Here is a 12,936-nt window from a genome sequence, read left to right as displayed (position 1 = left end):
GGGGCAATCAGCCATTTCCTTGATAGTCGGCGCATCATTGCGCAGGGACAACTGGCGAACCTCATAGCCCCAGGAGTTGATATTGCACTCCGGCTTGTTGACGTTGTTTGCCGGAGCCAGATATTCGACCTGGGCAAAGTCGTAAGGCACCGGAGCGCCAGACTTGCGAGAAACACCGTAGCCATGAGTCACGCGAGTGACCAGAACACCAGACAGAATAGACATAGTTATTACCTCGTTGAAGAACCTTGGTTAGGTCGAAAATACAGGCAGCTCGTCCAATTCAGGAGGGAGCGGCAACATTAATCGCGCAGGAATATCGTTTTCTCCCAGGTGCGCAGTTAATTGGTTAACAATCTTATCAGGCGATAAGCCCTCGACTTTTGCTAACCAATTAACAAGGCGACCCGCCATCCTGGACATATTCATAACCGCATTATCGCGGCAGGTTTTAAATTTATTCTTGAACGTAGTGATGCGGGCAGGTTCTATCTCTTCCTGGACAATCTCAGTAAGCCATTTTGAAAACTGGGGATACATTCCTGCAAAATAAGGGTCTGGATTTACCAGGACGTCTAGCGGGATTATCCGGTCTTTACTATGCAACTCGCCTTCGGCACGTACCCAGTTTGGGAACTCTGCCGACTCCATTTGCTTTCCCTTCTCATAGATGCGGGCACACTTTCCATTAATGCGAGAGCCGATATAGAAGGAACAGCCAGAGGAAGCAATCATGCCAAAGCGCTTGGCCATGGCGTTGTGAACCTCTGGAATAAACTCCCCTGCCTGGATGGCCATCCACTTGGGGGCCATACCTCTGGCCGGATGGAAATTGCCTAACTCCGCCGCCTCAACCGCGCGGAGATACGATATAACCGAGCCTGAGTAATCATCCAGGGCCAGATCAACCCGAGTGATACGAACGCCAGGTACCCCAGAAATGACACGATGAAGACTGTGAAAGTCCAGTCCATCACACCCTGCTCCGGTAAACGAAACCATGCAACCGTGATTGGCAGATCCCCAAGCGACAAGGCCACAAACAATTCCATCAACAAGTAAGTCACCGCTATAGCTATACCCGTGGAGACCCCCGCGACGATGGCGGAAAGCAAAGCGAGGCGCAGGAATCGGCACATCAATCTGGTGATTAAGCTCATCAATGAAAATCTCCAGCTCTGAACAACAGAGCGAGTCAAGGAACTGCACGCCGTAAGAGTGGATCAAGTCGTTGTAAGCCTCCCAATATTTGCCCGATGGATTCACCTCAAACTCGGAGAAGTCGAGCAAACTGGAGCACACCGCTTTCAACTCGCGGTGAATATCGGCGCGATCCTTGTACTGGGACGCCAATACGGTTTCCATGGCTTGCGTCATAGATGGCGTGACCACGGAGGGCACATCCGGCTCGGCTTGAACATAAAGGGGCTCTGGATAGGCCACAGCCCTCAACCGTTGTTCGGTTGCTTGGGCTCTGGTTTCCGGTGCTGACACTGTCGGCACTGGCCGACGATAAATCAGGCCATCAACAGCAGGCGCAGGCATAGCAGCAGACAAGACAGAGGACTTGATATCAAAGCACGGAATAGCCTTGAGCAAAGCGCCCTGTTTTGCCAGCTCAGTAATCCGCTTGAGCGGTTCCGGCGTGAAGGTAAAGGACAAGAAATCGATTTTGACTTTGGGATTATGACCAGTCATCGAAAAAGACTCCCTGGTCATAGAAGCCGCGCCAGGTGTCTTCAGTCACCTCAACGGGTACGAAATCGAAATCTGGGTAAGTGTGTGAGAGATAACAAGCCAGCTCGGCAAGGTCGCGGAAGAACTCGACTTGCCCAGCAATAGAGGCGGAGATGTCGCCCGTGGGCTCATCCTGCCAATAGACATTCCTTTCCGGCCTAACCACCGATGAAAAAGCAGTCACCCTGTAGCTCCCATTGATGCGTCAATTAATACGCATGCATCCAACCTATGGGAAGCGAGCATACAACCGAGTCCGCATGAATGCAACGGTGTGGGTTAAAATCAGCAGGTATGCACCAAGAGGTCACGAAATGACACATGTAGGCGACAATATAAAACGCATCCGTAGGAAAGCTGGGATGAACCAGCAGGAGCTGGCGGAACGGTGTGGAATCTCGAAATCACAGCTCTCAAGGCTGGAAAGCGGAGAGCAGGACAACCCGCTGATAAAGACGATCATCCCAATCGCTACCGCGCTTGGGGTATCCCTGGATGAAATCGTATTTGGGGAGACTGCGGAATCTATGACCTATCTGTCACAGGCCATGGAAGAACTGCCAGATGAAGACAAGGCAGCTATCAGAAAACTGATCAGAGGCTGGATGCTGATTTCTCACACTGAGAAGCTAGGCGACTGATCAGCCGCCTGCCCTCGCATAACACGAGTTATATTAAACATTCTCGGGGCGTCAGGATGATGCCAGCGAGCTGTCCCACCTCCTTCCTTCCTCGAAGCCCCCTGCCCTGCTCAATTGTGGCAGGGGGCCGAGTCTTCAACATAACCACTGGCATTATGCGCAGTGTCGGATTTATGAGTCCCAGGGCATGGTCAATCAAGGATTGCCTTTAGGTCCAACATCTTGGTTATGAGTGCAGCTTTATTTGTTCACCACTGGTTATCAATCATATGTTCGGTCCTGGTCGAGCAAGTGGTCCAGCGGCTTGCGGCTGGCACTCTCGTGACGTTCCCGGTTGCCGGTGTGCAGGTACTTGGAGGTGGTGTCGATGCTGTCATGTCCCGCATCGGCTTGTACGTGGGATAAAGGCCGGCCGTGCAGATTGATGTCATGGGTGATACCGGTGTGGCGAATGGAGTGCGGCGTCAGGGTTCGCATTTCAGCGGCATCCTGAGCAAAACCGTCTTGTTCGGCAAGGCTTGCGGCCTGTTCAAATACCGCCATTACCAGGTCTCGTAGCTGGCGGATACCCAGATTGGCATTGAGTTCGCCTTGTTCGCGGCCATGGGCTGCCGCCTTGTGGCGTACGAACAGCGGGGTTTGCTCTCCGGGGGCCGGCAGTGGCGAAAGTCCAAGAAAGGTACGATAGCGAGCCAGGGCTTCGAGCAGAGCCTGAGAAACGGCCACGGTGCGACGTTTACCGCCTTTGCTGCGGGGAATGTCATAACCCCAGACGCCCGTTTTGGCGTCACGTCGAAACTGGCCCATGACGGGGCTGAAACCCGGCCTGGCCGCCACCTCGGAAATCCGCAGATAACAGGCATACATCAGACAGATGAGAAAGCGGCTGCGCTCATGTTGTGCCGGGCATTCGGCAGCGAGCTGTTCGGCGGCTTGCATCACATAGGACCATTGCAGTTCGGTGAAGGATTGCGCGTCTTCACCAGCCTCCTGGGGGCCCGCACGTTTAACCCGCTGCAGCAGGAGAGCCGGATTGCGATCCATGTACTCCTCCTGGATGAGAAACTGGAAGAAGGCGGACAAAATGGCGAGTTTTGTCTTCATCGCCTGCTCACTCAGTCGATACGGCAGCTCCCGGCCCAGTTCCCGCTTGCCAAGAAACGGACGCCACAGGGGGTTTGGCAACCGTTCCCCCCACTCCTTGTCGAGCACGAACTGGGCGACGTTGCGATAGGCAATCAGTCCGGACGGTGGCGCCTGGCAATAGTCGAGATAGCGCATCATGATGCGCCTGGTGAGATCCCTGGGGCTGATGGCCACCTCGCAAAAACACCAGTGCAAAAAAGTGGTCAGCTCACTGCGATAGGTCTTGTAGTTGTTTTCGCTGTGGCGCTGCTCCAGCAGCCAGTCGACGGCCAGCTCATACACGATCCCCGCGTCGGGGACCTTGCCAAGACTCAGGGTGGCGAGGTACTGGTTGACCTGGGGATTGCCCGCCTCAAGGTGGTCCACGCTATCGAACAGTGGCATGGCGGGTGGAAGTGCTGGATGAGTCATGATGGTGTGTGATGTCGGTTGAATGTTTTGAACGGGGCCGCAACCCCCTGATGCCGATAAATGGGGTTATCGGCATCAGGGCTTGCAGTGCGCCTTGGGGGCAACGATCTGAGGCACCTTGCTGTGATACCCCATGATCACGAGCAATCGGCATATTCAATGAATATGCAGTCTGGTTGGAAAATTCTCGGGGAAAAGAGTCGTGATAATGACTTAAGTTGCACTTTTCATGAATGAGAGAGCGGCTTCTGCCTCACATCCCCTTCCCCGCCCTTTCGTCTCAAGCCACGCTCTTCAGGGGCTTCCCCTTTGGCAGTTCAGTATCCAGCTTGTCTTCTTTGGGGGGATTCCCCTGCCCTTTTCCACCGCGCAATACCTGCTGCAACTGATCCCGCTGCTCGGCCAGATAAAAGGCCAGACTCTCCTGCTGCTCCGGTGCAAGCGCGACCGGCGCACCCGCCAGCAGTGTCATCAGCTCATCGGCGGTGTCCAGCAGTTTGTCATAGGCATCCGCCTCTTTCTTGCTGGCAAAGGTCATCTTCTCCACTCCCCCACGTACCACAACATACTTGATCTCAACGGCCATCGCGGCGCCCTCCTGATGATTGTGATTGCAAGTATATGTACGTATATACAGTATTGCAAATACCCTCAGCATGTCGGCATGCATCGCCAGCCCCTGCTTGGCTGGCGGCGGCCAGTTCACAGCGGAAAACACGTCTTTTCAAAGGGGGCTGTGCTGCGCGGCAAGACAGGGCAGGCGTTTTAAGGTAAATTTCATCAATTCCTTCAACAGGTTGAATCGTATGTCGGATCCGCACTCGGTGATTGTCTGTCCGGCCTGTGACTTGCTGATCGAACGCAAGTTGCTGCCGCTGCGCCGTCACGCCCATTGCCCCCGCTGTCATCAGCATCTGTATGGGCGTTATGCCTTTCGCCCTTCCCAGTTGATGGCGCTGACCATCACCGGATTCCTGTTGCTGCCTTCCGCGTTTTTTGAGCCTTTGATCTATCTTCGTCTGGCGGGTGTGAACTCGGACGCCAACCTGATCAAGGGAATTATGATGCTGTATGCCGAGAGCGAGCTCTGGGTGGCAACACTGGTGCTCTGGTGCGCCGTGCTGGCGCCGACAGGGCTGCTGCTCGGGATCTTTGCCCTCGCCTCCGGCCTGGCCAAGCGCTGGCATCTGCTGGCGTGGACCCTCAAAGCGGTCGAGGTATTTCGCCACTGGGCCATGCTGGAGGTGTACATCGTCAGCCTGCTGGTCGCCCTGTTCAAACTTATCGACATCGCCGACGTGCGCCTGGGAGGCGGTCTGCTGAGCCTGGGTTGCCTGATGCTGCTCAACATGACGCTGCTGATCCTCTTTGATCCTGCCCCTTACTGGGAGCGGATTCCGCTGCAACATGCCTCCCGGGAGCCGGACCATGTCCCCGATCAGCGCCCGTGAACTGGGGCTTTGCCGCTGCCATACCTGCGGGTTGCTGGTGCGCCATCAACATGGCATGAGCTGCCCTCGTTGTCACACCCCCTTGCAGATGCGCATTCCCCATTCCCTCGCCTGGTCATGGGGCCTGCTGGCGCTGGCCACCTTCATGTTGTTGCCTGCAAACCTGCTGCCCATCACCCACTTCTACAACAAGGGATTATTGCAGTCCGATACCATTTTCAGCGGTATCATGGCGCTCTATCGCAGCAAGATGTCCGGCATCGCCACCATAGTGCTCACCGCGAGCATCATCGTGCCCATCGGCAAGATCCTGGGTCTTGGCTGGATCTGCTGGCAGTTGCAGCGCAGCAAGCCCGTGCGCCGCAAACGCCAGCTCGTCATGTACCGCATCATCGATTTCATCGGACGCTGGTCCATGCTGGACCTGTTCGTCATCTCGCTGATGGTGGCCCTGGTGGATCGCGGCGTGCTGCTCAACGTGCGTGCCGGCCCCGGGGCGACGGCGTTCGCCGGCGTGGTGGTGCTCACCATGATGTCGGCCAGGATGCTCGATACCCGCCTGTTGTGGGACAAGGCGGCCCGTTAATGTTTTTTGTGTCGAACGCGCTGTGCATCACAGCCAATGTAAGGAGTCGGTATGGTCGGGGCTGAGCCCGTCATTGAGAAGCACCGCTGGTTATCACCGGTCTGGTTGCTGCCCTTCATCGCCCTCTTGCTGGCGGGAGGCTTTCTCTACCAGCAGTGGACGAGCAGTGGTCAACTCATTCGCATCAACTTTGCCCAGGGCAACGGTATCTTGCCGGGCAAGACCCAGTTGCGCTATCAGGGGGTCGCCATCGGCGTGGTCCAGGAGCTGGAACTGGCACAGGATGGTCGCAAGATTGCGGTGCTGGCCAAGGTGGACAGCCGTGCCCGCTCCCTCATACGCAAGGGCTCCGACTTCTGGCTGGTGAGTCCGAAAGCGTCACTGACCGAGATCTCCGGCCTGGACACCCTGGTGTCAGGCAACTACATCAACCTGCAACCCGGACGGGAGAACAACCCGCTGGAGGATGAGTTCGATGCCCTGGATGGCCCTCCCCCCGGTTATCAGGCCCAGGGGCGAACCCTGCACTTGACAGCCGATTCTCTGGGGTCGGTGGGCATCGGCGCCAAGATCTATTTCCGCGGGCTGGAGGTGGGCAGTGTCATCAACACCCGTCTTGGGGAAGAGAACCAGAACGTGATCCTGGATCTGGTGATCGAGCCGCGCTTCGAGCACCTCGTCAAGGCGGATACCCGCTTCTGGAACATCAGCGGCATCAAGGGCTCCTTCAGCCTGGCTGGCGTCAGTGTGGAGGCGGGCAGCCTAACCTCCATCCTGAGCGGCGGCATTGCGTTTGACTCCCCCAAGGATTCCCCCGTGGCGCAAAAGGGGGTCAACTTCATCCTCTACAAGGGGCTGGCCGAGGCCGCCCGGGGTGAGCGCATCACCATCCAGGCGGGGACTCTGCCCATCAAGGAAGGGATGCCCATCCTCTATGAGGGCATCGAGATTGGACGAGTCGACCCCATTCGCCTCACCGAACAGGGGCGGAGCGTGACGGCCCTCATCAACCCCGAACAGGCGTTCCGGGTGACCGGCAAGAGTCGTCTGGTGTGGGAGACGGTCTCTCTCTCCCCTGCCGGGATCAAGCATGCGGATCGCCTGCTGGCCGGGCCCGCCATTCGCCTGGACTATGAACCCGGTAAACGGGTCAACACCATGACCCTGGAGAGCCAGGCACAGCGCGGCGGCATCAAGCTGACCCTGCAGGCAGAGGATCTCGCCGGTTTGAGCGAAGGGGCTCCGCTCTGGTTCAAGGGGTTGCAGATAGGTCAGCTCGGGGCACTGACCCTGGATGCCGGCGGCAATGCCAGTGTCGAGTTGCTGGTGAACGAGCGTTATCGCCATCTGCTGCAACGGGCTCGCTTCTATCGCGCCGCCCCCTTGCAGGTGGAGGCGGATCTCAGCGGTATCAAGGTGGAGACCAGCCCGGCCAGTGCCTGGTTGGCGGGGGGCATCAAGCTGGTACAGGCTGCGAAGGGTGACAGGATTGACCGCCTCTACCCCAGCCAGGAGCTAGCCCTGCTTGGGAGCCGCCATGCCAAAGCGGTCAGCTGGACGCTGCGTGCCGCTCAGGCTGATGGTATCGGTGTGGGCTCCCCCGTCCTCTACCTGGGACTGGAAGCGGGCAAGGTCAAGGCGCTGGATGCCGATGATCGCGGTGTGGCCATCACCCTGGAGATCGATGCCATCTATGCTCCTTTGCTCAAGCAGCAACCCCAGTTCTGGAAGAAGGCCGCCATCGACGGCAAGATCCGGCTCGATGGCGTGCAGGTCAAGATGGGGAACCTCGCCACCCTGCTGCGTGGTGCCATCGAATTCGACAAGCTGGGGACAGGTCGCAGCAGTCATCAGCTCTTTGACAGCAAGGAGCAGGCAAGCTCCCAGGTGCGTACCCTCACGCTCACGGCGGATCACAATCCGGGTCTCGGGGTTGGCAGCCCCATCCGCTATCGCGGAGTGGACATCGGCAAAGTAGAGCAGGTGGAACTGGACCCGACCCTGGGCCAGGTAAGCTTCAAGGCCGAGCTGAATGAGCAATATGCCGCGCGTTTCCTGCAATCCGGGGCACGCTATGCCCTGGTGCAGGCCAAGGTCGGGCTGGGGGGGGTTGCCCACCTCGATACCCTGATCAAGGGGGCCTTTGTGGAGGCGACACCGGGCCGGGGGGCTGGCAAGGAGACCTTCCCCTTGAGCCAGAGTGGCCCCGCCGGTCTTGCCCTGACCCTCAAGAGCCCCTCCGTCGATGGCATCAGCGTGGGCAGCCCCCTGCTGTTTCGCAAGATGGTCGTGGGCAGCGTCACCGGCGTGACCCTGGCCCGGGATGGCAGCGAGGTACTGATCGATGTGAATGTGGATGGACAGTACGCCCATCTGATACGCGCCAATAGCCGCTTCTGGAATGTCTCCGGGGTCAAGGCCGATATCGGGCTGACCGGTGGCACCATCGAGGTCGAAACGGTGCAAAGCCTGCTGGCAGGCGGGATTGCCTTCAATACGCCGGAGCGGGAAATGGGCGCGACCGTCAAGGCGGGCCATCGTTATCCGCTTCATGCCAAGGCAGAGAAAGAGTGGCTGGAGTGGAGCCCCCGCATCTTGCCCTGAGTTATTCCCCTGTTCGTCAAAAACCGGCCTTGTGCCGGTTTTTTTATGGCCTCATGGACTCCCCCATCAAGAAGGGCCGCGCACTGTGGTAAGATGTCGCCCCTCATTTTGGGTCAGCGAGATTGCGCCGTGCACGACAACACCTACCTCCCCGATCACTTCCTGCGTCACATTGCGGAGTTCATGCCATCCCATCTCTCCATGGAGGCATTCGTGGCGAGTTGCCGGCAGCCGCTGCGGCGCAGCATCAGGGTCAACACCCTCAAGATCACGGTATCCGAGTTTGTCGCCCGTATGGCGCCGCTTGGCTGGCAGCTGGATCCCGTGCCCTGGTGTGCAGCCGGCTTCTGGCTCATCCGCAGTGATGAGAGCATCCCCCTTGGCAACACGGCCGAGCATCTGTGCGGCCTCTTCTATATTCAGGAAGCGAGCTCCATGTTGCCGGTGACGGCGCTCTTTGCCAGTGAGCAAACCAGAGGGGATGGCATGTGGCTGGACGCGGCCGCCGCCCCTGGCTCCAAGACTACCCAGATCGCGGCGCTGATGGAAAACCGCGGCATGCTGATCGCCAACGAGTTTTCCAGCAGCAGGCTGAAAGTGCTGAGCGCCAATATCCAGCGCTGCGGTGTGACCAACGTCGGCATGACCCATTTCGATGCCAAGGTCTTTGGCCAATGGCTGCCGGAAACCTTCGACGCCATCCTGCTCGACGCCCCCTGCTCCGGGGAAGGCACAGTGCGAAAAGATGAAGACGCGCTGCGCAACTGGAGCCTGGAGAGCATCGAGGAGATCGCCGCGGTGCAGCGTGGCCTGCTGGAGAGCGCTTTTCACGCCCTCAAACCCGGCGGTGTGCTGGTCTACTCCACCTGCACCCTGAGCCTGCAAGAGAACCAGGACGTCTGTCAGTCACTGCAGGAGAAGTTCGGTGATGCCTTCAGCTTTGACTCGTTGGCCGATCTCTTTCCGGGAGCGGAGAAAGCCTGTACACCGGAGGGATACCTGCATGTCTGGCCCCAGATCTTCGACAGTGAAGGCTTTTTCGTCGCCCGGTTACGCAAGCATCACTCCGTACCCAACACCATGTTCAAACCGGGCAAGCTCGGCAAGTTCCCCTTCTCGCCGCTGCCAGAGAAAGAGGCCGGCCCCATGCTGAGGGAGATTGAAGGGAATTTTGGCATCGTGCCCCATGGCCAACTGTTTGGCCGCAATGACGAGATCTGGCTCTTCCCTCACGCCTTCGAGCAGGTACAGGGGAAGCTGCGCTTCGATCGCATCGGCATCAAGCTGGCTGAGACCTTCAAGAAGGGATATCGATTGACCCATGAATGGGCTCTGGCTTACGGCCATGAGGCGAGCAAGGGATGCGTCGAGCTGGATGCCGCCAATGCCCGTGAATTCATGATGGGACGAGATGTCTGGCCAGAGCAGGATGCCGGGACTGGGGAAGTGATCGTTCGTTACCAGGGGCACCCGCTCGGCATGGGGAAATGGGTGGGGAGTCGCATCAAGAATGCCCTGCCCCGGGAGCTGGTACGGGACAACAACCTGTTCAATGCGTGAGAGTGGGTCGCTCGAGCAAAAATAGCGCCTGTTCGAGTCTGAAAAACCCCCACTCTGGTTGAACTTTTACCCGGTTCTTGAAATGCCTAGAGCCTTGTCTAAGCTTAAGGCTATCCGCATACCAGTTAGCGCACGGCTCTGCAAGGAGCCAATTCCCCTATGCCAGGTACAAGGAATTCGTACCTGGCTTTTTTTGTCTTCCTTTTTCAATCACGCCGGCACGATACCATCGTCTATTCGAGCATGTCTGCCGACTCGGGGACATCGCTCTGCTGCGCGTTGGTCGTTTGTTGCAGTTCGTGCTGATAGAGCAGATCGATTGCCTGCTCGATGATGGAGGCCTGACTGTCTTCCAGTTGTTGCCCCAGCATGGCCAACCGCTCTGCATGACGATTGCTTATCCAGCATTGCAACCGGCTGTGGGTTTCCTGCTTGCGCTTCACGTGCTGGCGCTGCCGTTCGGCATTCTCTTGCGCAGCGCTTTTCTTCAATTCCTGGCTATCGTGACCTTCCGACATGTCTACATCGTGAATGTTATCTCTCATTTTTCATTGGCATCTTCTACGAAAGTAAATCGGATTACGACTCTCCCACCGTCATGATGTCTGTGGAGGACGACATGAATATACCACCAGATCAACAGGATATCATTTAACATAAAAAATGGAGAGGCGCGGTTTTCTATAACAACCCATCCAGGGCGTGATCCGAGAACTTGTGGGCATCGTCGAAATATTCCTGCAAGGTGCGCATGTCCTTGTGTCGGGTCACCTCGATGATCTTGTTCATCGGCTTGCCCGCCGTCACCGCCGAGGTGATGAACCCCCGCCGCAAACTGTGGCCACTGACGTGGAGATCGTCGATGGCCTGGCCGGTTCGCCGCTTGATCATCAGGTTGATACCTTGCGGCCCCAGGGGGTCTGCCATCAGCTGTCCCCAGCGATTCATCCGGCGAAACAGGGGGCCCTCAGCAATCCGGCTTTTTTTCAGCCATTGTTGCAGTGCAGAGACCGGGCAATACCGGGTACCTGGAATGAGTGCTATCTCCGATTCATGGAGCTGATGTTTGCTTGGTTTGAGACGAAGGCGTATCCCCTGCCCCACAAACTGCACGTCATTCACCTCGATCCTGGCCGCTTCCGATCGGCGCAAGGCGCCACTGAACATCAGCAGCAACAGGGTGTAATCCCGAAGTCCCGCCAGGTTGCTGGTATCTATCTCGTCCAGCACGCAGGCCAATGGTTTCAGGGTCAGCGCCCCCGTTTTGCGTTTGCGGTTATCACCGAGCCGTACTATGCCCCGCATCATCTCCTTTATCTCCGCATGCTCGGTCGGCATGGGGTGGATCCCCTTCTGCTTGAAGGCATAGCGAATGCCGGCAAGCCGTCTTACCAGGGTGGCCGGTTTGCGAGGTTCCCCGTTGCGAAGCTCCCCCTTCCCTTCTTCCTTGTCGAGCCAGACCCAGTTGGCCAGGATGCCGTCGGCCTGATCCGCCAGAAAATTCATGATGTCGTGGTGTGTCGTCTGCAAGGGATCCAGCCCGTGAAGTTGGCACCAGGAGACAAAGATGCGGGTATCTGCCTGATAGGCATTGAGGGTGGAGTCGGCTTTGGCGCTGCGCAGGAAGCGTCTTGCCCGGCTGTTCAGCTGAGGATCGAAGACGCTCTGCAAGGATTGCTGAACTGGGTTTTGAAGGCGTGGGTAGTTCACTTAACTCTATGATTTAAAGCGGAGTTTCGGTGGATCTTACAGGATCATTCAGATCTATCAAGTATCGATAATGAATATTATCGATACTTAGGAAGAGTGCTTTTAACCCATTTCAGCTCCCTCATTTATTTCTCAAGTACCCTGTCATCTCTGCTCAGTTTTATCAGGATTGTGGATTTAATCTCATCAGTATCCACCGCAAAAAAAGTGAGAGATAACAACTTGGCATGATTGTTTTTGGATGAGTAATGATAGTGCTGATTGTCATAGTAAAACGCCCCGCATAGCGGGGCGTTGTCTGTTATCGCTTTGCCAACTTGAACAATTCGAAGAAATTGTGGCTGGTGGCCTCCGCCAATTCAGCGAGCGGTATCTGGCGAAGATCCGCGATAAATTGGGCGACGTCGCGAACAAAGGCCGGCTCGTTCTCCCTCCCCCGATGCGGAACCGGTGCCAGATAGGGAGAGTCGGTTTCAACCAGCAGTCGCTCCAGGGGCAACGCCTTGACCACTGCCTGCAGGGCTGAGGCGTTCTTGAAAGTGGCTATTCCCGAGATGGAAATATAGAACCCCATGGCCATCGCGGCCTCGGCCATTTCGAGGGACTCGGTGAAGCAGTGCAGCACTCCGCCCACCTGTTCGGCCCCCTCCTCTCGCATGATCCTCAAGGTGTCTTCCTGGGCATCCCGGGTGTGGATGATGAGCGGTTTGTTCAGTGCCCGGGCTACCCGGATATGTTCGCGGAAAGAGGCTTGCTGTACATCCTTGTTTTCCGGTGAATAGAAGTAGTCGAGCCCGGTTTCGCCGATGGCCACCACTCTCTCATCGGCCGCCTGAGTCAGCAGCAAGGCAGCATCCACCCCGGGATCCTGATTGAGCGGGTGAACACCGCAGGAGGCAAACACCTGGGGATGGGGGGCGATGGCCTCCATCATGGTCGGGAACTGGGCCTGGGTCACACTCACGCAGAGAAAATATCCCACGCTCTGCTGCGCCGCCTTGGCCAGCACATCGGCCATGTCGGTCTGCTTGGTGCCATAACTCAAGCGATCGAGATGGCAATGGGAATCAACGAGTAACATAGACAACCT

The 12,936-nt window shown here is 57.3% G+C and carries 13 protein-coding genes; 5 read left to right on the top strand and 8 right to left on the bottom strand.

Annotated features, from left to right (window positions below; genetic code table 11):
- From ACB037_RS09485 to ACB037_RS09475, 3 genes are all read right to left on the bottom strand, one after another.
- On the bottom strand, window positions 1–225 hold a 225-nt coding region (locus ACB037_RS09485), incomplete at its 3' end, for a hypothetical protein (RefSeq protein WP_371175253.1).
- A gap of 27 nt (window positions 226–252) precedes the next feature.
- Window positions 253–1,698 (bottom strand): replication initiation factor domain-containing protein, encoded by a 1,446-nt coding sequence (locus tag ACB037_RS09480; RefSeq protein ID WP_371175252.1) that lies wholly within the window; start codon window positions 1,696–1,698, stop codon window positions 253–255.
- On the bottom strand, window positions 1,685–1,921 hold the full coding sequence (locus tag ACB037_RS09475; protein WP_301482405.1) for a hypothetical protein: 237 nt from the start codon (window positions 1,919–1,921) through the stop codon (window positions 1,685–1,687). Before ACB037_RS09475 ends, ACB037_RS09480 begins: the two co-directional genes overlap by 14 nt.
- A 16-nt stretch (window positions 1,922–1,937) precedes the next feature.
- Between ACB037_RS09475 and ACB037_RS09470 the strand changes: the two genes are divergently transcribed.
- Entirely contained in the window at window positions 1,938–2,378 is a 441-nt protein-coding gene (locus ACB037_RS09470) for a helix-turn-helix domain-containing protein (RefSeq protein ID WP_371175251.1), read from the top strand.
- Between the two features lie 261 nt (window positions 2,379–2,639).
- On the opposite strand, the gene ACB037_RS09465 is transcribed toward ACB037_RS09470, so the two are convergent.
- Both ACB037_RS09465 and ACB037_RS09460 read right to left on the bottom strand, forming a co-directional pair.
- Window positions 2,640–3,935: a site-specific integrase gene (locus ACB037_RS09465; RefSeq protein ID WP_336573609.1), complete on the bottom strand. Its 1,296-nt coding sequence runs from the start codon at window positions 3,933–3,935 to the stop codon at window positions 2,640–2,642.
- A gap of 280 nt (window positions 3,936–4,215) precedes the next feature.
- Window positions 4,216–4,521, bottom strand: a complete 306-nt coding sequence (locus ACB037_RS09460) for a YebG family protein (RefSeq protein WP_039041159.1) — start codon at window positions 4,519–4,521, stop codon at window positions 4,216–4,218.
- A gap of 220 nt (window positions 4,522–4,741) precedes the next feature.
- Here ACB037_RS09460 and ACB037_RS09455 point away from each other — a divergent pair, with 220 nt between their 5' ends.
- The 4 genes from ACB037_RS09455 (at window position 4,742) to rsmF (ending at window position 10,136) form a co-directional block, all read left to right on the top strand.
- Window positions 4,742–5,386, top strand: coding sequence for a paraquat-inducible protein A (locus tag ACB037_RS09455; protein ID WP_010674754.1), 645 nt, complete (start codon window positions 4,742–4,744; stop codon window positions 5,384–5,386).
- A complete protein-coding gene (locus tag ACB037_RS09450) occupies window positions 5,364–5,972 on the top strand; it encodes a paraquat-inducible protein A (RefSeq protein WP_010674753.1) in 609 nt (202 codons plus the stop codon). Before ACB037_RS09455 ends, ACB037_RS09450 begins: the two co-directional genes overlap by 23 nt.
- Before the next feature lie 51 nt (window positions 5,973–6,023).
- Entirely contained in the window at window positions 6,024–8,576 is a 2,553-nt protein-coding gene (locus ACB037_RS09445; RefSeq protein WP_041205787.1) for an MlaD family protein, read from the top strand.
- Window positions 8,577–8,705: 129 nt separating this feature from the next.
- Complete coding sequence (gene rsmF, locus ACB037_RS09440) at window positions 8,706–10,136, top strand: 16S rRNA (cytosine(1407)-C(5))-methyltransferase RsmF (protein ID WP_371175258.1); 1,431 nt, start codon at window positions 8,706–8,708, stop codon at window positions 10,134–10,136.
- A 233-nt stretch (window positions 10,137–10,369) separates the two neighbouring features.
- Here rsmF and ACB037_RS09435 read toward each other — a convergent pair whose 3' ends face one another.
- The 3 genes from ACB037_RS09435 to ACB037_RS09425 form a co-directional block, all read right to left on the bottom strand.
- Window positions 10,370–10,654, bottom strand: a complete 285-nt coding sequence (locus ACB037_RS09435) for a RepB family protein (protein WP_041215903.1) — start codon at window positions 10,652–10,654, stop codon at window positions 10,370–10,372.
- Between the two features lie 163 nt (window positions 10,655–10,817).
- Window positions 10,818–11,846, bottom strand: coding sequence for a site-specific integrase (locus tag ACB037_RS09430; RefSeq protein WP_041215162.1), 1,029 nt, complete (start codon window positions 11,844–11,846; stop codon window positions 10,818–10,820).
- Between the two features lie 301 nt (window positions 11,847–12,147).
- Window positions 12,148–12,927, bottom strand: a complete 780-nt coding sequence (locus tag ACB037_RS09425; protein ID WP_042017645.1) for a TatD family hydrolase — start codon at window positions 12,925–12,927, stop codon at window positions 12,148–12,150.
- Window positions 12,928–12,936: the final 9 nt, after the last annotated feature.

This window comes from Aeromonas sp. S19(2024), from assembly GCF_041402625.1.
In the GTDB taxonomy this organism is placed as follows: Bacteria; Pseudomonadota; Gammaproteobacteria; order Enterobacterales; family Aeromonadaceae; genus Aeromonas; species Aeromonas caviae.
This window is presented reverse-complemented; position numbering and strand designations above follow the sequence as displayed.

Coding starts and splice junctions, on each gene's coding strand:
- ACB037_RS09445 (WP_041205787.1), top strand. CDS start 6,024: ATGGTCGGGGCTGAGCCCGTCATTGAGAAGCACCGCTGGTTATCACCG.
- ACB037_RS09455 (WP_010674754.1), top strand. CDS start 4,742: ATGTCGGATCCGCACTCGGTGATTGTCTGTCCGGCCTGTGACTTGCTG.
- ACB037_RS09425 (WP_042017645.1), bottom strand. CDS start 12,927: ATGTTACTCGTTGATTCCCATTGCCATCTCGATCGCTTGAGTTATGGC.
- ACB037_RS09480 (WP_371175252.1), bottom strand. CDS start 1,698: ATGACTGGTCATAATCCCAAAGTCAAAATCGATTTCTTGTCCTTTACC.
- ACB037_RS09435 (WP_041215903.1), bottom strand. CDS start 10,654: ATGTCGGAAGGTCACGATAGCCAGGAATTGAAGAAAAGCGCTGCGCAA.
- ACB037_RS09450 (WP_010674753.1), top strand. CDS start 5,364: ATGTCCCCGATCAGCGCCCGTGAACTGGGGCTTTGCCGCTGCCATACC.
- ACB037_RS09465 (WP_336573609.1), bottom strand. CDS start 3,935: ATGACTCATCCAGCACTTCCACCCGCCATGCCACTGTTCGATAGCGTG.
- ACB037_RS09470 (WP_371175251.1), top strand. CDS start 1,938: ATGCGTCAATTAATACGCATGCATCCAACCTATGGGAAGCGAGCATAC.
- ACB037_RS09460 (WP_039041159.1), bottom strand. CDS start 4,521: ATGGCCGTTGAGATCAAGTATGTTGTGGTACGTGGGGGAGTGGAGAAG.